The following is a 21647-nucleotide window of genomic DNA, read 5'->3' as shown; positions in this document are numbered from 1 at the left end:
TTAACCCCCGATCCGGTCTGCCAGCTCACCCAAAGCAGCGCGCTGCTTCTCGATTAGTTCCTCGATACCACCTTCTGCTAATTCCAGCAGCTTGTTAAGCTCTTCACGCGAGAACGGGGAATCCTCGCCTGTTCCTTGCAGCTCAACAAATTTACCATTGCCTGTCATGACGACATTCATATCAACCTTGGCCTTGGAGTCCTCATCGTAATTCAAATCAAGCAGTTCTCTTTCTTGAATAACCCCTACACTTACCGAAGCAAGAAAATCCGTAATCGGATATTTGGAAAATTGTGTTGTTTTCGAGATTTTGTTAACCGCAAGGCAAAGAGCTACAAATGCACCTGTAATCGAAGTGGTACGCGTACCGCCGTCAGCTTGAATAACATCGCAATCAAGCGTAATTGTACGCTCGCCCAGCGCCTGCAAATCGACAATAGATCTGAGGGCACGTCCGATTAAGCGCTGAATTTCCATTGTTCGGCCGGAAAGCTTGCCTTTGGCTGCCTCCCGATGGTTACGGGAATGGGTTGCACGTGGCAGCATAGCATATTCTGCCGTAATCCAACCTTTACCTTGACCCTTCATGAAAGGGGGTACTCGTTCTTCCACACTGGCTGTACAAATAACTTTCGTCTCGCCAACCTCAATGAGTACCGAGCCTTCCGCATATTTATTAACGCCTGTCGTTATCGTAACCGGCCGAAGCTGGTTCGGTTGCCGACCGTCTGTTCGCATGCTTATGTTCCTCCTGAATCAATCGTTATCGCTTATGTGTTGATCGCTTTGCAATCTTTCCTATTTTACCAAAGTGGCATGTGAAAAGCATCTTTAATTCTGCTCTGACAAAAAGGCTGCCTCACCTGGTCCCGAAACGGGCCTGGTAAGGCAGCCTTTCTCTAGTTATGGCGTTTTATCAGCTTACCCTTTAATCGCATTCACATGATGCGGACGCGATACTGGCTCGCTGTAAGAAACATTGTTCTCGTCTGTGACTTTCTGACCGTTCAGTGTAATCTGAACTTTGTCAGCGCCCGTATTTTCAGTAACTGACAGGACGATCGCTTCAAGCATCTCTGCTGGAGCAGGCAGTCCTTCTTCATATGCTTGGTCTTTCAAGTCCACCATTACCGTGTCGTCCTGCTGCTTGATGTTTGTTACTTCCACATCATTCGTAAGGACACTGATCAAATCCTTCGTGTTAAGCGGACCTGTGATCAGCTGTTCAAGAGCAGCTTGTGCTGCTGTTTCCTCCGTGCGGTTAATTAACCTTGTAACCGGCACATAATATTGTTCATCGTTGGTTGTTTGCGAAGAGAAGTACAGAGTAACCGGTGTCGAGTTCGAATAGTTCACACCATCAGCAGCTTCAAGGTTGATCCCTACCGAACGTGTAAGCGGCTCATCGAGCGGGAAGCCGTCCTGCGGCATCTCCGACAGCTTGGCCCCTTCATACCACAGTTCTACTCCTTTTGCTCCCATAGCCGTCAAAGTCCAAGTAATCGCCTCTACAATTGTACGCTCGTCCGTCGCAGGATAATCATTGAAGGTTCCGCCAAATTCAACGGTAGCCAATTGGGTTTTCGGATCGACATGAAGTGACTTGACCTCTGTACCTTTAGGAATGACTGCACGGAAATCTTCTGGCAGCTGGCTTGCCATGCTTCCGCCGTCCACCATGATTTCCAAAGCTTTTTTGCCGGCTTCGTCAACTGCATTCTCGGTAAGTGTTGTCTTCAGAGATACCGGGGCAAGATAACCGTTGCGGTCCTCTAAGTAAACGGTAAGATTGGAATCATCATCTTGCCCGGGCACGACAGCCTGTCCGGTATTTGTACCGTCTACGGCACCTGTTGCGTCAGTTTGCTGCGGTGGATCAATCTCCCCTTTTGTGTCCTGCGAAATCAAGCCGCATCCTGTTGCAAGGATGGGAAATACCATCACACCGCAGATTGCTGCACGGCGAATCCATCTTGTTTGAGCCATTGACTTTTTCCTCCCCAAATTGTAATTGCCTGTTAGGCGACTTTGTACATTTGTTGATTTGTAGTACTATGTATACGAGCCCTTCCCTGTTTTAGACCAGTTTTGTCCACAAAATCTGAGGGGGTAATCAATTTGTTCAATCAAGTCACCTACAGCTTAAACAGCCGCGAGGTTGCGGAAGCGACCAATGCATGGCTCGACAAACGAGGCGTATCCAAAACATCCATTGGACAGCTCGTTCATTTTCTGCAAAAGGATTATTATCCGGAGCTTACGCTGGATGAATGCATCTCTCATGTTGAAGCTGTGCTGCAAAAAAGAGAGGTGCAAAATGCCGTATTAACTGGCATACAGCTCGATTTGCTGGCAGAGGAAGGCAAGCTGATGGCGCCGCTTCAAGATATGGTTCGTAATGACGAAGGCCTATACGGCTGCGATGAAATATTGGCTCTATCCATTGTTAATGTATACGGCAGTATCGGATTTACCAATTTTGGATATATCGACAAGCTTAAGCCCGGCATCTTAAAGAAATTAAATGATAAAAACGATGGGCAAATCCATACCTTCCTGGATGACATCGTTGGAGCAATCGCTGCTGCTGCTGCGAGCCGCCTGGCGCATCGCAAGCAAGCAAGCCGTGAAGAAGCCGCACAGAATGTAAAGGAATAGAAACTGGTCTAGAGACTGTCCTACAATTGTAGGGCAGTCTTTTTTTTGCCCTCTAACTCTAGCTGCACCTTTTCAATTAAATGGAATATTTTAGTAGTAATATTAAAAGAGAGAGGAGTGATCATACCGTTGAATAACAATCCTCTTGTGTGGCATAACTCTCGCATCACCAAACAAGATCGGCAGCTCCTAAACGGACATCACAGTTATGTTCTTTGGTTTACTGGCCTTTCGGGATCAGGGAAATCAACGCTTAGTACAGCCTTGGATCATGAACTTTATAAGCTGCAATGCCGCAGTTACGTACTCGATGGCGATAATCTTCGTTACGGCTTAAATCAGGACTTGGGCTTTCAGCCAAAGGATCGTTCTGAGAATATCCGCAGAATCGGAGAGGTCGCCAAGCTAATGGCCGATGGAGGCATGATTGTCATTGTAGCTGCTATTTCGCCTTATCGGCAGGATCGTGATGGGGTACGCTCTTCTATGCTGCCCGATGAGTATATAGAAATTTATGTGAAATGTTCGATTGAAGAATGCGAGCGAAGAGATCCAAAAGGAATGTACAAGAAGGCAAGAGCTGGAGAGATTACACAATTTACGGGTATTTCCGCACCTTACGAGCATCCTCTTAATCCGCATCTTACTATTGAAACTGATAAGCTGACGGCTGCTGAGTCTGTCAACGCAGTAATGGATTACTTATATCTTCATGGCTTGATCATTGCCAAGGAGAAAGAAGGTGTGGTGTTTGAAGGATAAGCTGTTACTATACTTGCATCTTCCTAAGACCGGAGGCTCTTCTTTTACACAAGCCATAATCGAGAACTGCCCGAATATCGTTCATTTTCATACGATTGAGACCGCTGTGGAGTTACGTGGACAGCTCGTCACTGCAGATGCCTTATGTGGACATTTCAGATATGGCATACACCAACTGACGGACCGGCCTTATCAGTATGTTACGATGCTGCGCCATCCTGTCGAACGGACTCTCTCCTATTTTTATTTCAAATATAAAAATCCTGAGTATGAGATTTTTTATGATAAAGATCTAACCTTCGAAGAGTACGTGCTTAACCCTAACTATGACCTCGAATACTGCAATCTTCAAGCCAGAATGTTACTGGGCGAGATTGCTAATCCTTACCCGAATTTCAAAAAAGTCCAGGCTCATCTCGTCAAGCATTTTGCTTTTGTTGGTCTTACGGAACAATACGACATTTCTTTATTTTTATTTATGCACAAGATGAACTGGAAGCCAAAGCATTACCCTAAAGTCAATGTAACGCCTAATCGCCCTCCTGCAGAGCTTTCGTTATCCAGTGAAGCTATCCAAGCTGTCCTGCAAAAAAATGAGATCGATATAAAGCTATACGAACACGTCTGTCGGGAATTTATCGATCACGTGTTAGAACTGTCCTCTGAACAAGAGCAGCAGCTCAGAGCTTATTTAAGAGCGGCCAGAAATTAATAAAAGGCCTCACAAATGTGAAGCCTTCTTTGCTATTTATTCAGCTGTACGAAACATAACCGTATCCATTGTTCCGGTTCGAATGATTTTACCCCGCTTCTCCAAATAATGGAGGTGAGCAATGGTCTCTGACATCGCAAACCGCAGATTATGAGGATTCGTCCGCAGATGACCGCCAAAAGATTGCTCGCAAAGCTCAAAAGCGCTGCTTGGAACTCTCAACATTTCCCACATTTTGTTCAAGCGTCGTCCATGATGCTGCTTGATCTCCATAATCCGGTTTGCAAAATCGGTGAATGGCTCACGATGACCTGGAAATGCCAGACTCACCTTGTAGGCATGCAGCTCATCCAAGCTATCGAGGAAACATCCAAGCGGATCTTCCTCTTCCCCAGGATTAAAGCTGATGTTAGGTGTAATATGAGGCAGCACTTGATCACCGCACAGCATATAGCCGTTAGACGGCTCATAGAAGCATAACTGGCCAAAGGCATGCCCGGGCGCATCAATTAGCTGCCATTCCAATCCGCCAAGCTGAAACGTCTCTCCTGCCTCCAAATACGTGACGTCCGGCTGAGGAGATACTCTTCTGACAAAGCCATCAAGATTGTTCTTAATATCAAGTGTCAGCTCATCAGGCATGCCGTGGATGGCGAAATGCGCCCGAAGTTCCTCAGAGTAAGTACTGTTATCTCCCCATAATCGCTGTGTATATGCATGAGATCTTTCTGATATATATACCGGCGCCCCGGTCCGTTCTTGAAAATAACCCGCAAGCCCATAATGATCCGGGTGCTGATGGGTAAGCACGATCCGTTTAATCTGCTCTATGGTTATGCCATGCTTCAGGAAAGCCTCATCCCAAGCTGCCAGCGCTTCATCGGTATGCAGGCCGGGATCAATAACCGTATAACCCGTCCCGCCCTCTGGTATCAAATAACTGTTTACCCACTTTAATGAGAAAGGAAGCGGAATCTTTACTTGAATCCACCCGCTGTCCCAGACCTTCGTCTCCACTAGCCCAGTCATGGATGCTGTGCCCTCCCTATCCTGATAAGCCAACCCTTCGACCATCACAAAATTCTCGAGCAGTCTAGTATTTACTAAGTTGGCCTGTCTTAGTTGTTTAACGGACTGGAATAAGTCGGTTCGTATGTTTGAGTTCAGCAACGGATGCTGCCCCGATCCCGAACATTGCCGCACGAAGCTCAAATTCAATCCGTTCGAATTGCTCATTTAACTGGTCGACCGATACTTTTGTCTCACCTTCTGCAGCACGTGGGAGAAGGGCACGTCCGAACCCGGCAATATCAGCCCCTAATGCAATGGATTTCGCTGCATCTACGCCATGCTGCAGGCCACCGCTAGCAACAACTGGCATATGCGGCAGACGGCTTTTTACTTCCTTGATGCTTTGAGCAGTAGGGATCCCCCAGCCTGCGAAAGCTTCTGCAGCCAAACGGCGCATTGGATCATTCTGCCGGTACTTCTCAACCTGGCTCCAGGATGTCCCTCCGGCTCCCGCGACATCAATAAATGCTGCTCCCACCGAAGCGAGTGCTGCAGCCGTATCGGCATCTACACCCCAGCCTACCTCTTTGATGCCAACCGGCACCTCAAGTGCCCGGCATACCTCTTCTATCCTTGGCAGCAAGCCGCGGAAGTCTGTATTCCCTTCAGGCTGGAATACTTCCTGCATGCTGTTCAAATGAAGCACAAGTGCATCCGCTTCGGCAATGTCTACCGCTCTGCGGCATGCTTCCACACCAAACCCATAATTTAACTGCACCGCACCAAGATTTGCAATAACAGGGACAGAAGGAGCAAGATCACGGATATAAAAAGAAGCAGCAAGTTCTTCCTGTTCAATCGCCGCACGCATGGATCCTAGTCCAATGGCCCAGCCGCGGTGCTCTGCCGCCTCTGCCAACCGCCGATTAATCGCACCAGCCTCACTTGTGCCTCCTGTCATGGAACTGACCAAGAGAGGCGTTCGCATGCGCCGTCCCAGCCATTCTGTATCCAGCAGGATATCGTCAAACGCGATTTCGGGTAAGGCATTATGGCGGAAGCGAAGACTCTCCAGCCCCGTATCAATGCCCTCTCCTGCCACATTCTCCTGGAGGCAAATGCGAATATGCTCACTCTTACGTTTCGATGTGGAAGCGCCCTCATTTGCCTCCGTATTTTGCATTACTGTCATAGGGCAATCCTCCTATTTAAATAGCCAATCATCCGGCTTATGTAGGAATGCCATCGACATCAGTACATAAGCTTCATGCTTTGCGAGAATACTTTTGTTCATCATAACTCAGTGATTAGGACTGGAGCAAGGATGGAACTAGGTCCAACCATAATTTTGACGTTTACAATCATAATAATGAATTTTACAATCATTTTTGTTGTTAAAATGAATAATATAAATTAGAATAGAGTCAAAAGTAAATGAGGGGGCATCTTCCGATGAACGTGCACATTTTTGATACCCAATTAGAACTGGACGCCTTTGCAGCCAATCTTATTACCGATATCGTGACATCCAAACCAAACGCCGTATTAGGGCTTGCTACAGGATCGACACCTATAGGCATTTATGCCAAAATAGTAGAGAAATACCGTAAAGGTGAAGTATCCTTTGCAGATGTAACTTCCTTTAACCTGGATGAATATGTCGGGTTAAAGCCCTATAACGATCAAAGCTATGCTTATTATATGAATAAGCATTTATTTGCACACATCGATATTCCAGACACACAAACCTTCCTGCCGAACGGAATGGCTGATGATCTGGAAGCCGAATGTGCGAATTATGACCGTATGCTGCTGGAGCGGCAAATTGATATTCAACTGCTTGGCCTTGGCCATAACGGCCATATCGGCTTTAATGAACCAGATCATGCCCTGTCAGGCGGTACTCATGTGGTGAAGCTGAAGCAGGCCACTCTGGAGGCGAATGCTAGATTTTTTGCTACGATGGAAGAGGTGCCCGAATATGCCATTACAATGGGTGTGGGCTCCATACTGAAAGCAAGTTCGATTGTGCTTGCGGTGCGAGGCGCGGACAAAGCGGACATCGTCAAGCAAGCGTTGACCGGTCCTATTACAACAGAGGTACCGGCTTCCCTCTTGCAGACGCATCCCCGCGTAACTGTGCTTCTTGACCGCGAGGCGGGAAGGATGTTGGGGTAATGGAACAACAACAAGGCAGATCTCTGCTTATCAACCACGTAAAAATGGTGCTGGAGGATCGTATTGCGGAAGGCAGCATCCTCGTCAAAGACGGAATCATAGCACAAATTATTGAAGACAGCGAGCAGCCGGAAGCTGATCATATCGTTGACGGTCAAGGCAAATGGCTTCTTCCAGGCTTTATAGATGTTCATGTTCATGGCGGATTTGGCGGAGACTTCATGGATGCAAACGCTGAAAGCTACAATACGATCACAAAGTTTCATGCTTCACAAGGAACGACCGGAATGCTTGCTACAACCGTGACCGCATCCCAAGAAGCCCTTGAGACCGTGTTCCAGGCAACCAGCCAATATATGAAGAACGATATGCCATACACAGCACTTCTTGGCGTTCATCTGGAAGGACCGTTTCTTAGCATCAAATGGATTGGTGCTCAAAATCCAGCTTTCCTCTCCCCTCCTCGGCTCGATTGGCTGCAGGATTGGACAGAGCGTTATCCGGGAATCTTGAAGCTGCTTACGCTTGCACCTGAGACTGAGGGCGCAATTGAGGCCATCAAATGGCTTGCTGATCGTAACATTGTTGTCGCATGCGGTCACACCGATGCCACTTACGATGTCATGAAGGAAGCTGTAGAGGCTGGCCTCACTCATGCCGTTCATACTTATAACGCGATGCGTCCACTTCATCATCGTGAGCCTGGTACAGTTGGTGCTGTTCTGACCGATGACCGCATCTACGCCGAACTGATTGCTGACGGGCATCATGTCAGCCCAGGAGCGATAAAGCTGCTTGCGTCCTCCAAGCCAGCAGACAAGCTTATCCTGATCACAGACGCCATCTCTGCCGCTGGCAGACCTGATGGCCTGTATGACCTTGGCGGCCTCCCTGTCATCGTACAGGATGGTGTGGCAAGACTCCACGAAGGCAATCTGGCAGGAAGCAGTCTTACGATGATCAATGCTTTCCGTTATATGCTTGAACACACCCATTATAACGTTATGGACATCAGCCGCTATGCAAGCGGCAACCCGGCCAAGCAGCTTGGCATATTCGAACATACAGGTTCTATTGCACTCGGTAAGCAGGCTGATCTTGTTCTTGCAGAGCCTGACTTCAGCAGCGTGAGTCATACTTGGGTACACGGCAAGCAAGTTTATGAAGCGAAGTAACTAGAAACGAAAGAGCGGTTGAACAGGAGATATCTCCGTTCAACCGCTCTTTTTTTATACTCATTCCGGCTTGTCCGCGACATGGACGACGATATGATGCCGCTCCGCCATCTCCGCCAACTCTCCCGTTAGAGGCAAATCGGTTATAAAAGCTTGCAGTTCGGATAACGCAGCAATAGAGAATAGTGACGTCTTCCCGACCTTTGTTTGATCGAAGACGGCATAAGTCGTATGCGATCGCTTAATAAGTGCTTTTGCAATTTGGGCTTCTTGCTCGGAATAGGTTGTAATGCCGCCTGCTGCTGAAAGGCCGTCTACACCTATGAACATCTTCCCGATATTCAGATGAGCAACCATCCCTTCGCCAAGCGGGCCGCAAAGCTCAAAGCTGTTATGCCTCATAATGCCGCCTGTTACAACGACCTGTACGCTGCTTCCGGCAAGCTCCATGGCAATGTTAACCGCATTCGTCACAACGGTTATACCGCTGCGCAGCTTAAGCAGCTTCGCCAGCAAATAATTTGTTGTTCCGCCTGATAAGCCGATAACATCGCCTTCCTCAATAAGTGAAGCCGCTTTGGCCGCGATACGCTCTTTCTCCAAGTACGACAGGCCCTCCCGCTCAGCAAAGGCTACATCACGGACCGTATTCATGCCGTCATACATCGCGCCGCCAATAGTACGGATAATGGGATAAGCCGCCTCCATTTGCTCCAGATCACGCCTTGCGGTCGCTTCTGAACAATCAAAGCGCTCAACGAGCTCTTGAATCGTAATCCGTCCTTGCTGCTTGAGCAGTTGCAAAATTGCTTCGCGACGGCGCTGCCCTTTGGATCCAGAAACGTTCGATTCAGCCATTATTATCGCTCCACCCATACTTTAGCGGACATACGCTGCTCAACGGCATTCCACTCTGGAAGCGCCTCCCAATCACCGCGCATTTGTACCACCAGCGATCCGTTAATGCTTGCTAGTTTAACTGCTTCTACCGGGGACATGCCTTTCATTAAGCCAGCCAGAAAACCAGCACAGAAGCCATCTCCTGCACCAACTGTATCAACCACATTCTCTGCTGGATAGAAAGGAACGGATACTTCTTCCCCTTTTTCCAGCACGACAGTTGTATCACCAAGCCCTTTAATAACAGTCACGGCTTTAAGCAGCTGCAGCTTCGCCTTCACGACTTCGTAATCATCGGTTTGATACAGAAGCTTGAGCTCATCCCAGCCAGGCAGGAAGTAGTCTGCTGCTTCAGCGATCGGCAGAAGCACCTCACGCGCTTCTTCAATGGTCCAAAGCTTCAATCTCAAATTTGGATCAAAACAAATGGTTACACCAGCCTCTTTGGCAATCTCAACTGCCCGAAGCACCGTACGTTTGGCACTATCGCTGAGAGCTGTTGTAATACCTGTTACATGCAGCAGCTTCGCTCCGCGAATATATTCCTCATCCAGCTCCTCAGGAACCATACGACTTGCTGCGGAATGCTTGCGATAGTAGTGAACAGCTAGACGCCCCGCAACCTGCTCACGGAACATCATCCCCGTAGGAGCTTCGTCGCTAAACTTAACGCGTGATACATCAACGCTCTCTCCACGAAGCGTCTTTACAATCATGCGGCCAAAAGGATCATTACCAAGTGCTCCGAACCAGCCTACCGAACAGCCCAATCTTGCCAGTCCGATTGCTACATTGCTTTCTGCACCGCCGAAGCCTTGCTCGAGCGTAGTCGCCCGTTCAAGAGATTTATGCTCCTGTGGCATAAATAAAGCCATAGATTCCCCGAAAGTCACGATATCCGGTGATGACTGTTGCACGTTTTCTCCCCCTAAAAAGAATTACCGCACAAGTGGCGGCTCTTCGCCTACTGTGGTAATTCTTACCTCGTAAGCATTAGCTTAAAGAATTACCGCACAAGTGGCGGCTCTTCGCCTACTGTGGTAATTCTTACCTCGTAAGCATTAGCTTAAAGAATTACCGCACAAGTGGCGGCTCTTCGCCTACTGTGGTAATTCTTACCTCGTAAGCAAAGAATTACTGTGGTAATTCTTATCTTCGAAAGCATTAACCTAAAGAATTACATTTAAGCGTACATTGGAAATGCCATGAAATAAATAACAACCACATAAAGAACCAATACGATCAAGCTGAATGTACGTGCTTTAGCGATATGGCCAGTTGCGCTTTGTCCGTCTTCAATCGAGGACACAATACGTTTCAGCGGCTTCGACATAATGCCGGAGATCGCCGCGATAGCAAGGAACAGCAGCGTTACGATGATCATCCATGCAACAGTATAATCTGCCTGCGACATCATATAACCGCCTGTAAGCAGTTGGATGACAAGCGCATACTGTACAACGCGGTTGGCAGATGTAAGACCGTCAGCTAGTCCGCCTTGTCCAAGACCTGCGAGCTTCGTTGCTTTACCGATCATAATCGGCAGAACGATATAAAAGCCCATCCCGACTGCTCCTAACAAGTGTAAAAAGAAAAACACATCATTCATTAAAAAAACCTCCTGCATATGCGTAATCTACCAATAAGTATACTAAATGCCTGTCTGAAACACAAAGTATCACCCTTGGTTATCCGGCTTTTCGGAAGCATTTCCGGTAATGTTCAAGATTTTGTCTTAAAGCCGTATTTCGCGATTACACCATGAATGGAAAAGTAATCCACTTCTTCCGGCAAAGCATCCTTAATTGGCCTTAATTTATCCGGACCAAGTTCCTGTACAACATGAGCAATCTGCTCCTCATATTGTTCCGGAATAACACGGCTCCAATCGAGCTCATGTCCCTCATCAGCACAGCGGATCAGATGCCCTTCAATCGTCACCCGGCTAAGTCCACGTTCATCAGCAATCTCCTGAGTAGAGAGCCCTGTGTTAAATCGCTCCAGGGTCATGACATGGCTAGGCGTGTCCTCTGAAGAGGCAGGAGGACGTGAGGCAGGGCGCTTCTGCGCACTACTAATGCTTGCGGCCGGCGCGTTACTTGTACTTCCCGCATGCGCTTGAATAATAGCAAGCACCTCTCCTCCATACTTGTTTGCTTTCGCCGCGCCAATACCTTTCGTCTGCAGCAGCTGCTCTTCCGTCAGCGGCCTTGCATCCGCAAGCTCCTTCAGCGTAGCATCAAAGAACAGCATAAACGGAGGAACGTTTTCCCGTGCTGCCGCTTCTTTGCGCCATTGCTTGAGTGCATCGAATAATGGCGACGAAGCCCCAGATCCATCTCCCGTAGCACTTCTCCTAACGCTAGTCCGCAGCCGCTGCTTGACTATCTCGCTGCCTTCCAGCACTGGCAAAGCAGCAGTTGTTAGAGATACTGTAGGATACTGCCCTTCACTCATACGTAAGTAACCTTCTGCTACAAGCCAGTACAACCAATCGGCGATTTCTTTTTCCGGCCAATTATTGAACAGTCCGTAAGTAGATAACCGGTCCAGCCCAAACTCCAACAATCGTTTGTCACGTGATCCTTTTAATACTTTAGCCGCCATCGTTACACCAAAGCGTCCCTTCATACGGCCAACGCAAGAGAGTGCCTTCTGCGCTTCTGGCGTCCGGTCAACCAGCTCGCTCTTGTCAAGGCAGTTACTGCATTTGCCGCAAGGCTCAACACCCTTCTCGCCGAAATAATCGACGATATATTGCTGAAGACAGCGCTGGGTGCGGCTATAATTCATCATGTTATGAAGCTTAGACAGTTGAACCGATTTCCGGTATTCATCTCCCATGCCTTGCTCAATAAGGAAACGCTGCACCTGTACATCCTGCGGCTCGAAGAGCAGTACACATTCGCTCTCCTCCCCGTCCCGGCCGGCACGCCCTGCTTCCTGATAGTAGGACTCGATATCGCCAGGCATCTGCCAATGGATAACATATCGTACGTTAGGCTTATCGATGCCCATCCCGAATGCATTGGTCGCCACCATGATACGAAGCTCATCAAATCGGAACTTCTCCTGTGTGTCCGCACGTTCGGTATCAGACAACCCGCCATGATATTTACCAGCCGCTATCCCTTTCCGGATCAACAACTCATGTACCTGCTCGGTTTCTTTCCGTGTGGCTGTATAGATAATGCCGGATTGATCTTCCCGCTCGCGCAAAAATTGCTGAAGGAAATTCTTCTTGTCCCCACCACTTACAACGGATAAGGACAGATTGGGTCTAGCAAACCCGGTTACAAACACATTAGGCTGCCGTAAAGCCAGCATGGCCGTAATATCCTCTGCCACCTCTTGTGTTGCTGTTGCTGTAAACGCAGAGACTAGCGGTCGATTTGGCATTTTGCCGATCCATCCCGCGAGCTGCCGATAGCTAGGACGGAAATCATGCCCCCACTGCGAGACGCAGTGTGCCTCATCAATCGCAATCATTGGGATATGGAGCTGCTCGGACAAGGTTGTAAACATAGGTGCATCAAGCCGTTCCGGAGCCACATACAGCATCTTGTATTCGCCTCTCAGCGCATTACGCAGCACTGTCCGATATTCCTCCGCTCCTAAAGAGCTGTTCAGATAGGCTGCGGAGACGCCAAGCCGGTTCAGCGTATCAACCTGATCCTTCATTAGCGATATTAATGGCGATATAACGATTGAAGTACCTGGCATAATGAGAGATGGAACTTGAAAGCAGATTGACTTCCCTCCGCCAGTCGGCAGAATGGCGAGCGTATCACGCCCCTCCAATATTCCCTCTATAATATCTTCTTGTCCGGGACGAAACGTATCATACCCGTATACTCTTTTCAGTTCGCTTCGTGCTTGCTGCAGCACGTTTATTCCCCCTTCCTTAAATCAAAATGAGGACCCTGGCAGCTAAGTGTCAGGGTCCTCCCAAACGAATCTTTATAAAGCTCATGGCCGTTTACGCTTAGCCGGTAACTACTTTAATAACATTTTGAACGGATTCGGCGGATTTGTCCAGAGCCGCTTTTTCCTCCGCGGTTAGATCCAGCTCAATCACTTTCTCAATGCCGTCGCCGCCGATAATCGTAGGTACGCCCATGAACAGGTTATTATACCCGTACTCGCCTTCAAGCAGAGCAATAACCGGCAGAATCCGTTTCTTGTCCTTCAGAATCGCCTCTGTCATTTGAACGAGTGATGCTGCAGGTGCATAGTAAGCTGAGCCATTGCCTAGGAGGTTGACAATCTCACCACCGCCAACACGGGAACGCTGTACGATAGCTTCGATGCGGTCAGCTGGGATCAGCTTCTCGATCGGAATACCGCCAACATTCGAGTAACGTACGAGCGGGACCATATCGTCACCATGTCCGCCAAGCACAAAGCCGCGTACATCTTCCACCGATACATTCAGCTCTTGCGCAATAAATGTGCAATAACGAGCTGTATCAAGCACACCGGATTGACCGATTACACGGTTTTTAGGAAAACCTAGCGCTTGGTAGGCCACATAAGTCATGGCGTCCACCGGATTGGAGAGGATGATGACATAAGCGTTCGGGCTTGTTGCCTTTACTTGCTCACATACTGACCTTACGATACCAGCGTTTGTATTCACCAGGTCATCACGGCTCATCCCTGGCTTGCGGGCAATTCCAGCAGTGATAATAACAACGTCGGAGTCCTTCGTATCTTCATAACTGGCCGTACCAGTGATGTTCACGTCCAGACCTTGAACAGGAGTTGATTCCAGCATATCAAGCGCTTTACCTTTTGTCGGGTTTTCCAGCTGGGGAATGTCGACAAGAACAATGTCACCCAGTTCCTTCTGTGCTGCCATCAGAGCCGTAGTAGCCCCGGTGAAGCCCGCACCTACAACCGTAATTTTTCTGCGTTTAATAGCCATTTGATAACTACCTCCTTAAAAGAATAACCACACAAACGGCCGAGTCAAGGCCATTTGTGATGATTCTTACTTCGTAAGCATGATGACCACACAAAGGGCTCAGTCAAGGCCATTTGTGGTGATTCTTACATCGTAAGCCTTAGTTGTATTAACCTCTGCATTATTGCCATAAATAAGTATTCCTATCTAAAAAAAGAGGGGGCATAAGCCCCCACTTTTTTATAACTACATGTTTTTAATTACTTGGTTAGCAAACTCCGAACATTTCACTTCAGTAGCGCCGTCCATCAGGCGTGCGAAGTCATAAGTAACGGTTTTGTTGTTGATCGAAGCTTCCATACCTTTATAGATCAGGTCAGCCGCTTCTTGCCAGCCCAGATGCTCAAGCATCATAACGCCGGACAGGATTACGGAACCTGGGTTAACAACGTCTTTGTCTGCATATTTAGGAGCAGTACCATGAGTTGCTTCGAAGATTGCATGTCCAGTCAGGTAGTTGATGTTCGCGCCCGGTGCAATACCGATACCACCAACTTGTGCTGCCAGAGCGTCGGACAGGTAGTCGCCGTTCAGGTTCAAAGTAGCGATTACGTCGAAGTCAGTAGGACGAGTCAGAACTTGTTGCAGAGCGATATCAGCAATCGCGTCTTTTACGACGATTTTGCCAGCTGCTTCAGCTTCTGCTTGTGCTTTGTTAGCAGCGTCTGTACCTTCAGCTTCTTTAATGCGGTCGTATTGACCCCAAGTGAAGGTTTCGTTAGCGAACTCTTGCTCAGCCACTTCGTAGCCCCAGTTCTTGAACGCGCCTTCTGTATATTTCATGATGTTGCCTTTGTGAACGAGTGTAACAGTTTTCTTGCCATGTTTGATCGCGTATTCGATTGCAGCGCGAGCAAGACGTTGTGAGCCTTCTTTGGATACTGGCTTAATGCCGATACCGGAAGTTTCAGGGAAACGGATTTTGTTAACGCCCATTTCGTTTTGCAGGAACGCGATTACTTTCTTCACTTCCTCAGAACCTTCTTGGTACTCGATACCAGCATAGATGTCTTCTGTGTTCTCACGGAAGATAACCATGTCGACCAACTCAGGACGTTTTACCGGGGAAGGTACGCCAGCGAAGTAACGAACAGGACGAAGGCAAGTGTACAGGTCAAGCTCTTGGCGAAGTGCAACGTTCAGGGAACGGATACCGCCGCCGATTGGCGTAGTCAAAGGTCCTTTGATTGCTACGATATATTCGCGGATTGCAGTCAGTGTATCAGCAGGAAGCCATTCACCGTAAGCATTGAAAGCTTTTTCGCCAGCGAATACTTCATACCAAGCAATTTTTTTGCTGCCGTCATATGCTTTCTCAACAGCTGCGTCAAGTACGCGTTTCGATGCTGCCCAGATGTCGCGGCCTGTGCCGTCGCCTTCGATGAAAGGAATGATTGGGTTGTTAGGTACTTGCAGTGTACCATTATCAATTGTAATTTGTTCGCCTTCTGTAGGAAGTGCGTATTTTTCGAATTGCGCCATTAGAATAAATCCTCCTTAGAATATGTAAGCACGCGCTTAATTAGCGCTGCTCGATTGGAATGTATTTCGCGTTAACTGGGCCAACATAGTCCGCACGTGGACGAATGAGGCGGTTATCTTGATATTGCTCAAGAATGTGTGCACTCCATCCGGATACACGGCTGATTGCAAAGATTGGCGTAAACAAATCGCGTGGGATACCAAGCGTAGTATACACGGAAGCCGAGTAGAAGTCGACATTTGGCTTCAGACCTTTTTGGCCAGTAACCATATCTTCAATCTTAATCGACATCTCGTACAGTTCCATATTGCCAGTCAATTTGCCCAGCTCGCGGGACATTTGCTGAAGGTGCTTCGCACGAGGGTCGCCATCTTTGTATACTCGGTGACCAAACCCCATAATTTTTTGTTTGTTCGCAAGCGCGTTGTTGATGTAGCCTTCAACGTTAGCCATCGAGCCGATCTCTTCAAGCATCACCATAACGGCTTCATTCGCACCGCCGTGCAGAGGGCCTTTCAAAGCGCCAATCGCGGAAGTTACACCCGAATAAATATCAGACAATGTGGCAACGGTTACACGAGCTGCGAATGTCGAAGCGTTAAGCTCATGGTCAGCATGGAGAACCAATGCTTGATCAAGTGCTTTAACCGCAACTTCAGCAGGCTCTTCACCAGTAAGCATGTATAGGAAATTGTAAGCAATGGATACGCCATGTTTTGGAGCAACCGGCTCTTTGCCTTCGCGAATACGAGCGAATGCCGCAACAACTGTAGGCAATTGAGCTTGCAGCTTGATTGCTTTACGTTGGTTAGCATCTGTCGACATGTCATTAGCGGATTCATCATACAGCGCCAGACTTGAAATAGCCGTACGGAGCGCTGCCATCGAATTTGTACCGGCAGGATAAAGTTTAATTTGTTCGATTACTTGGCTTGGGATAGCCGCATATTGATCTAATTGCTTTTGAAGTCCGTCAAGCTCGGAACGATTAGGCAGCTTGCCGTACCAAAGCAGGTAGGCAACCTCTTCAAATGTCGCGTTTTCTGCAAGATCATCAATATTTATACCGCGATACGTCAATACTCCATCGATGATGGAGCTGATCGACGATGATGCGGCCACAATTCCTTCTAAACCTTTTGTAGCTGTCATCGTTCTCTCTCCTCTAACTCGAAAATTTTTCGGTGAAAATAGTACTCGAATCTTTCTCGTCGCTATTAATCATAAATGATTTTTCCAGCGAAGTGAACAAAACCAGACATAGAAATGCTTTATCGGCGCTATAAAGTTTTTTTTCATTCCCTTTCTTCCGCAATTTTCGCACATTTGCTCCAGCTGCATTTTTCCCTAAACTGCACAAAAATAGTCGCTTACCGAAATCATATTTCAATGTGATAGAATAGAGGCAATAACTGCACGGAGGAACTTGCGATGACTGAACAACGAATCGGCATCATCGATATAGGCTCTAACTCGGTTCGCCTTGTCGTCTACGAGCGGACGGCAAGCGGCGCGCACCGGGTCATTGACGGAGGTAAGCGCCCAGCCCGCCTGGCCGAGCGCATTGATGATAACGGCTGCATATCTGAAGATGCCATCACAGAACTGCTTGGTACATTAAATCATTTTACCATGATTTGCGCTCATAACCGAACCGGGCATATCCGAGCAGTTGCAACAGCTGCTATCCGCAATGCCGCCAATCAATCGGAAATTCTTGAGGCCATTAAGTCGGAGACGGGACTTACTATCGAATTATTAAGCGGTGGAGATGAAGCGACTTACGGCTTCCTTGGCATGATTAACGCCATGGACGTACAAGACGGCTTCCTTGTTGACATTGGCGGAGGCAGTACAGAGGTGTCCCTGTTCCGCAATAGGGAGCTTGTTCAATCCGTATCCTTTCCTTTCGGCTGTGTTAGCTTGAATCGGAAATACGCGGTGAAAGGTCTGTTAAGCGATGAAGGATTAAAAGGCATTGAGGCTCTCGTCACCGAATCTGTCAAGAACGAGCCTTGGCTGATGAAATCGCCGTCACTGCCGCTGATCGGGGTAGGCGGAACTGCCAGGGCAATGGGTAAAATTCATCAAGCGGTGACCAAATATCCGTTCACCCAGACTCATAACTATCCGATGACCGGAATGGATGCTGATTTCTTGTTCCAGGAATTATTCCAAACCCCGCTCGATAAGAGGCGCAAATTCCCAGGGCTGTCCAAAGACCGGGTTGATGTCATCGTACCGGGTATTGCTGTGCTGCGCACGCTGTTCCGCCTGCTCAAGGCGTCTCATTACCGCATATGCGGTTCAGGACTGCGAGACGGATTGTTTTATGCTACCCGGTTCCCGGGCCGTTCTCTGCATCAGGATGTGCTTGCTTTCAGCCTTAGTAATTTAAGCGCCCTTCATCCGGCTGCCCCTAAGCAGCATGTGATGCAGGTTAACCGGCTGGCGCTTCAGCTGTATGATGAACTGCGGCCTGTCCATCTGCTGCCGAATCGAGGAAAAATGCTGCTTGATGCTGCCTCAACCTTATTCAGGATTGGAGCATCTATTGATTATTATGACTACGCAAAGCATACGTTCTATTTAATCGTCAATTCCCATTTGAATGGGCTTGCTCATCGCGAAATACTAATGATTGCAGCCATAGCTTCCTACAAAAGCAAAAATCGGACCCGCCAGCAGCTCCTCGATTATAGGGAACTGTTGAACGATTCCGACTTTGATACGATTCATAAACTTGGTGTGTTGCTGCAGCTTGCAGCCGCACTTGACCGCAGTGAGACGCAAGCCATTGGCAGGCTGGAAGCTTCCCAATCGGCAAATCAGCTGCTTCTTCATCCCATACGTTCTGAAGGAACATTAGCTCTTGAAGCGCGAGAGGTAGATGAATTAGCCTCAGACTTCAAAAAACTGTGGGGACTTATTCCTGTTCTGAATCTGCCCGACTATACGTGATATTTCCACTGCGGGATCGATCTTGCCTCAAATTGGCTGCGGAACGGCATCATTTCATTTTTAACATGAGTATAGGTGCCGTTCGACTGCAGTTCTCTCGACTTCACATTATCGTCCAGATTCAGCTGTAGCATATTGATCAGCGTCTTGCGAAGGTTCTTGTCAAACACCGGTGACATTAACTCAATACGTCTCGTTAAATTCCGTGTCATCCAATCCGCGCTCGACAGGTAGACCTCTTCATCCCCGCCATTGTGGAAGTACATCACCCTTGCATGCTCCAAGAAACGATCTACAATACTGATCACGCGAATATTCTCGCTGCGCCCTGCTACTCCAGGTCTGAGGCAGCATACACCACGAACGATCAATTCGATCTGAACACCAGCCCGTGAAGCTTCGTATAGCTTATCGATCATCTCCTGATTCGAAAGCGAGTTCATCTTCGCGATAATACGTGCTGGAATGCCCTGCTCGGCATTAGCAATCTCACGATCAATCAATCGGAATAGCTTTTCCTTCAAATCCGTAGGTGCTACGCCAAAGGCCTTCCACTTATACGGCGAGGAATAACCAGTCACTTCATTAAAGAGCGCCGACGCATCACTGCCAATAATCGGATGTGAGGTGAACAGACCAATATCAGTATATAACGTTGCTGTACTGTCATTATAGTTACCCGTACCGACATGTACATAGCGGCGGAGCGTGCCTTGCTCTCTACGGACAACTAATAGAATTTTGGCATGCGTCTTCAATCCAACAAGCCCATAGACAACATGACAGCCCGACTTTTCCAGCTGACGAGCCCAGGCAATATTCCGTTCCTCATCAAATCTGGCTTTGAGTTCAACAACTACCGTCACCTGCTTACCGGACTCCGCTGCCTTCGATAAGGCTTGCACGAGCGCGGACTGTCCGCTCACACGATATAAGGTCATCTTAATAGCCAGAACATCTGGATCCTCTGCTGCCTGCTCGATAAAATCAGTTACAGCATCAAACGATTCATAGGGATGGTACATGAGCACATCACGTTGGCGGATTACCTCGAACATGTCATCTGTCTCGTCAAATTCATGCGGATAGACGGGGTCAAGCCTGCTGTATCGAAGATTATCATGACCTGGAAGGGAATGAACAAATTTCATCAAAAAGCTGAGATCTAGCGGTCCATCGATCTCGATTAGATTATCCTCAATCTCCAGCTCTTCCTTCAGAATCTCAAGAGCCATCGGATGCATACCGCGGGCTACCTCCAGCCGAACCGGAATACCCCAACGCCTTCTGCGAAGCTCCTTCTCAATCTCCTCCAAGAGGTCCTCTGCACCATCTTCATTCAGCGTAAGATCGGCATTACGAGTAAGACGGAAAGGATGAACGGCCGTAGGAGTGTAACCGTTAAATAAGGATGTAATATTATGCTCAATAAGATCTTCCAGCAGGACAAACTCCATCTTCTTGCTGTTCGTTCGGCCTGGCACCGGCACAAACCGAGGCAGGATTGACGGAACTTGAACGATAGCAAAGAGCGGCCCATCCTCGTGGATTGCATGGTCCTGCTCCTGTTGAAGCAATATCGCCAGATACAGCTCCTTGTTATGTACAAGGGGGAACGGCCTGCTCTGGTCTACTGCCATCGGTGTCAGTACTGGGAACACAATTTCTTGGAAATATTGCGTGATCGCTTTGGACTGATTGGCATTCAGCTCCTCAACGGATGTAATCAATATACCTTCCCGGCCAAGACAACGAAAGACCTCCCGATAAGTTCTGTATTGATCATAAACCATCGTCGTCGTCCGTTTAATTAGTCTTTTCCAGAGGCCTTGAGGCGTATAGCCTGTAAAATCCATCTTCGTATATCCAGCCCGTATCTGGTCTTGAATACCGGCAACCCGTACACTCATAAACTCGTCTAAATTACTTGTTACAATAGACAAAAACTTGGCGCGTTCAAGCAAAGGATTGCTCGTATCCTGTGCTTCCTGGAGCACTCTGCGATTAAATTCGATCCAGCTTAGATCCCGATTCACATAGTGGGACAATTGTCTTGTCATTCCTTACGCCTCCCCAATTATGTCTCTATTATGACAGAAGACTATTATTGGAATATTAACGAATTGTAAAGATAAAGTTAACACGGCTTCGGTTGTTTCGGCCGAGTGCTCCTTGTGGTTTGTTTCTTGATCAACCTTATAATGGTTGAAACAAACGCACAATAGTCGCACTCGACTCGAAACAACCTCCACATACAATAAAGAAATAAAGAAATGAGGATCAACTATGCCATTGACTGGAGCAAAGCATATAATTCCGGCAGGTCTTTATCCAGCCTTGCTGGACGCCATTTCTCATTTACCCAGACATGCTTCGTTCCGCCTGTAACCAGTCTTTCTCCAGGCAGCTTCTCTTTATTCTCAACGATAGAAGAGTGGAAATCATTAAGATCTACTCTCCGGATTTCGGACTCGAAGGATAGACGCACAGGTGAGAAATCCGCAATACGTGTACAAATAAGCAGGGTATCGTCATAACGTGCAGGCAGCTCGTAACGGCATTGCAAATCTACAACGGGCAGCAATAAGCCTTGTTGTTCGATGGATTTGTAATCATAACCTGCAGAGCGGATCAGCTCCGTCCGGCCAATTTCAAACCAAGTTATGTAATTGCCATGAAAAACAACCCCCATTTGATCCGTTTCCTGATAGCGCACGCGCAGCGGATGCAGGAACCATTTCTGTGACGGCATAATTGAAGCTACCCCCTATATTATTACGAACTTCATTTACAAATAATTAACCTTTAGTTGAAACAAAAGCGAAGGTGAATAGCTCACCC

19 protein-coding genes are annotated in these 21647 nt (G+C 47.9%); 6 read left to right on the top strand and 13 right to left on the bottom strand.

From position 1 onward, the window contains the following. A complete protein-coding gene (gene rph / locus AB4Y93_RS09860) occupies positions 1-738 on the bottom strand; it encodes a ribonuclease PH (RefSeq protein ID WP_441891358.1) in 738 nt (245 codons plus the stop codon). Positions 739-921: 183 nt separating this feature from the next. Next, positions 922-1986: a GerMN domain-containing protein gene (locus AB4Y93_RS09855; RefSeq protein ID WP_441891356.1), complete on the bottom strand. Its 1065-nt coding sequence runs from the start codon at positions 1984-1986 to the stop codon at positions 922-924. 132 nt (positions 1987-2118) lie between these two features. Between AB4Y93_RS09855 and AB4Y93_RS09850 the strand changes: the two genes are divergently transcribed. From AB4Y93_RS09850 to AB4Y93_RS09840, 3 genes are all read left to right on the top strand, one after another. Further along, positions 2119-2658 carry a phosphatidylglycerophosphatase A family protein gene (locus AB4Y93_RS09850; protein ID WP_441891354.1) on the top strand — a complete coding sequence of 180 codons (540 nt, stop codon included), beginning with the start codon at positions 2119-2121 and terminating at the stop codon, positions 2656-2658. A 129-nt stretch (positions 2659-2787) separates the two neighbouring features. After that, positions 2788-3420 carry an adenylyl-sulfate kinase gene (gene cysC / locus AB4Y93_RS09845; protein WP_441891352.1) on the top strand — a complete coding sequence of 211 codons (633 nt, stop codon included), beginning with the start codon at positions 2788-2790 and terminating at the stop codon, positions 3418-3420. After that, positions 3410-4132, top strand: a complete 723-nt coding sequence (locus AB4Y93_RS09840; protein WP_441891350.1) for a sulfotransferase family 2 domain-containing protein — start codon at positions 3410-3412, stop codon at positions 4130-4132. The genes cysC and AB4Y93_RS09840 overlap by 11 nt, the downstream gene beginning before the upstream one ends. A gap of 36 nt (positions 4133-4168) precedes the next feature. Here the strand turns inward: AB4Y93_RS09840 and AB4Y93_RS09835 are convergent, their stop codons facing one another. Together AB4Y93_RS09835 and fni are read right to left on the bottom strand one after the other, a co-directional pair. Then, positions 4169-5161 carry an MBL fold metallo-hydrolase gene (locus AB4Y93_RS09835; protein WP_441891348.1) on the bottom strand — a complete coding sequence of 331 codons (993 nt, stop codon included), beginning with the start codon at positions 5159-5161 and terminating at the stop codon, positions 4169-4171. A gap of 97 nt (positions 5162-5258) precedes the next feature. Then, complete coding sequence (fni, locus tag AB4Y93_RS09830) at positions 5259-6326, bottom strand: type 2 isopentenyl-diphosphate Delta-isomerase (protein WP_441891623.1); 1068 nt, start codon at positions 6324-6326, stop codon at positions 5259-5261. A 269-nt stretch (positions 6327-6595) separates the two neighbouring features. Between fni and nagB the strand changes: the two genes are divergently transcribed. Continuing rightward, entirely contained in the window at positions 6596-7321 is a 726-nt protein-coding gene (nagB, locus tag AB4Y93_RS09825; RefSeq protein WP_441891346.1) for a glucosamine-6-phosphate deaminase, read from the top strand. Further along, on the top strand, positions 7321-8496 hold the full coding sequence (gene nagA / locus AB4Y93_RS09820) for an N-acetylglucosamine-6-phosphate deacetylase (RefSeq protein ID WP_441891344.1): 1176 nt from the start codon (positions 7321-7323) through the stop codon (positions 8494-8496). Before nagB ends, nagA begins: the two co-directional genes overlap by 1 nt. 60 nt (positions 8497-8556) lie before the next feature. On the opposite strand, the gene AB4Y93_RS09815 is transcribed toward nagA, so the two are convergent. From AB4Y93_RS09815 to citZ, 7 genes are all read right to left on the bottom strand, one after another. Continuing rightward, positions 8557-9354 carry a DeoR/GlpR family DNA-binding transcription regulator gene (locus tag AB4Y93_RS09815; protein WP_441891342.1) on the bottom strand — a complete coding sequence of 266 codons (798 nt, stop codon included), beginning with the start codon at positions 9352-9354 and terminating at the stop codon, positions 8557-8559. 2 nt (positions 9355-9356) lie between these two features. After that, positions 9357-10313 (bottom strand): sugar kinase, encoded by a 957-nt coding sequence (locus AB4Y93_RS09810; protein WP_441891340.1) that lies wholly within the window; start codon positions 10311-10313, stop codon positions 9357-9359. Between the two features lie 266 nt (positions 10314-10579). Continuing rightward, positions 10580-11005, bottom strand: coding sequence for a hypothetical protein (locus AB4Y93_RS09805; RefSeq protein ID WP_441891338.1), 426 nt, complete (start codon positions 11003-11005; stop codon positions 10580-10582). 113 nt (positions 11006-11118) lie between these two features. Further along, positions 11119-13284 (bottom strand): DNA helicase RecQ, encoded by a 2166-nt coding sequence (recQ, locus tag AB4Y93_RS09800; RefSeq protein WP_441891336.1) that lies wholly within the window; start codon positions 13282-13284, stop codon positions 11119-11121. A 97-nt stretch (positions 13285-13381) separates the two neighbouring features. Next, complete coding sequence (gene mdh, locus AB4Y93_RS09795; RefSeq protein ID WP_441891334.1) at positions 13382-14323, bottom strand: malate dehydrogenase; 942 nt, start codon at positions 14321-14323, stop codon at positions 13382-13384. A 225-nt stretch (positions 14324-14548) separates the two neighbouring features. After that, positions 14549-15844 carry an NADP-dependent isocitrate dehydrogenase gene (gene icd / locus AB4Y93_RS09790; protein ID WP_441891332.1) on the bottom strand — a complete coding sequence of 432 codons (1296 nt, stop codon included), beginning with the start codon at positions 15842-15844 and terminating at the stop codon, positions 14549-14551. Positions 15845-15884: 40 nt separating this feature from the next. Further along, on the bottom strand, positions 15885-16997 hold the full coding sequence (gene citZ / locus AB4Y93_RS09785) for a citrate synthase (protein ID WP_441891330.1): 1113 nt from the start codon (positions 16995-16997) through the stop codon (positions 15885-15887). 279 nt (positions 16998-17276) lie between these two features. Between citZ and AB4Y93_RS09780 the strand changes: the two genes are divergently transcribed. Further along, positions 17277-18806, top strand: a complete 1530-nt coding sequence (locus AB4Y93_RS09780; RefSeq protein ID WP_441891328.1) for a Ppx/GppA phosphatase family protein — start codon at positions 17277-17279, stop codon at positions 18804-18806. On the opposite strand, the gene AB4Y93_RS09775 is transcribed toward AB4Y93_RS09780, so the two are convergent. Further along, positions 18797-20866, bottom strand: a complete 2070-nt coding sequence (locus tag AB4Y93_RS09775; protein ID WP_441891326.1) for an RNA degradosome polyphosphate kinase — start codon at positions 20864-20866, stop codon at positions 18797-18799. The genes AB4Y93_RS09780 and AB4Y93_RS09775 overlap by 10 nt on opposite strands. A gap of 224 nt (positions 20867-21090) precedes the next feature. Next, positions 21091-21558: an acyl-CoA thioesterase gene (locus AB4Y93_RS09770; protein WP_441891324.1), complete on the bottom strand. Its 468-nt coding sequence runs from the start codon at positions 21556-21558 to the stop codon at positions 21091-21093. Positions 21559-21647: the final 89 nt, after the last annotated feature.

It is taken from the genome of Paenibacillus sp. YAF4_2 (assembly GCF_052113225.1).
Classification (GTDB): domain Bacteria; phylum Bacillota; class Bacilli; order Paenibacillales; family Paenibacillaceae; genus Pristimantibacillus.
Note: the sequence above shows the minus strand (reverse complement) of the source record. Positions and strands in the feature narration are given on the sequence as shown.

Excerpts from the sequence above, each read along its gene's own strand:
- rph (WP_441891358.1), bottom strand. The coding sequence starts at position 738 with ATGCGAACAGACGGTCGGCAACCGAACCAGCTTCGGCCGGTTACGATA.
- AB4Y93_RS09855 (WP_441891356.1), bottom strand. The coding sequence starts at position 1,986 with ATGGCTCAAACAAGATGGATTCGCCGTGCAGCAATCTGCGGTGTGATG.
- AB4Y93_RS09835 (WP_441891348.1), bottom strand. The coding sequence starts at position 5,161 with ATGACTGGGCTAGTGGAGACGAAGGTCTGGGACAGCGGGTGGATTCAA.
- fni (WP_441891623.1), bottom strand. The coding sequence starts at position 6,326 with ATGCAAAATACGGAGGCAAATGAGGGCGCTTCCACATCGAAACGTAAG.
- nagB (WP_441891346.1), top strand. The coding sequence starts at position 6,596 with ATGAACGTGCACATTTTTGATACCCAATTAGAACTGGACGCCTTTGCA.
- nagA (WP_441891344.1), top strand. The coding sequence starts at position 7,321 with ATGGAACAACAACAAGGCAGATCTCTGCTTATCAACCACGTAAAAATG.
- AB4Y93_RS09815 (WP_441891342.1), bottom strand. The coding sequence starts at position 9,354 with ATGGCTGAATCGAACGTTTCTGGATCCAAAGGGCAGCGCCGTCGCGAA.
- AB4Y93_RS09805 (WP_441891338.1), bottom strand. The coding sequence starts at position 11,005 with ATGAATGATGTGTTTTTCTTTTTACACTTGTTAGGAGCAGTCGGGATG.
- mdh (WP_441891334.1), bottom strand. The coding sequence starts at position 14,323 with ATGGCTATTAAACGCAGAAAAATTACGGTTGTAGGTGCGGGCTTCACC.
- icd (WP_441891332.1), bottom strand. The coding sequence starts at position 15,844 with ATGGCGCAATTCGAAAAATACGCACTTCCTACAGAAGGCGAACAAATT.
- citZ (WP_441891330.1), bottom strand. The coding sequence starts at position 16,997 with ATGACAGCTACAAAAGGTTTAGAAGGAATTGTGGCCGCATCATCGTCG.
- AB4Y93_RS09780 (WP_441891328.1), top strand. The coding sequence starts at position 17,277 with ATGACTGAACAACGAATCGGCATCATCGATATAGGCTCTAACTCGGTT.
- AB4Y93_RS09775 (WP_441891326.1), bottom strand. The coding sequence starts at position 20,866 with ATGACAAGACAATTGTCCCACTATGTGAATCGGGATCTAAGCTGGATC.
- AB4Y93_RS09770 (WP_441891324.1), bottom strand. The coding sequence starts at position 21,558 with ATGCCGTCACAGAAATGGTTCCTGCATCCGCTGCGCGTGCGCTATCAG.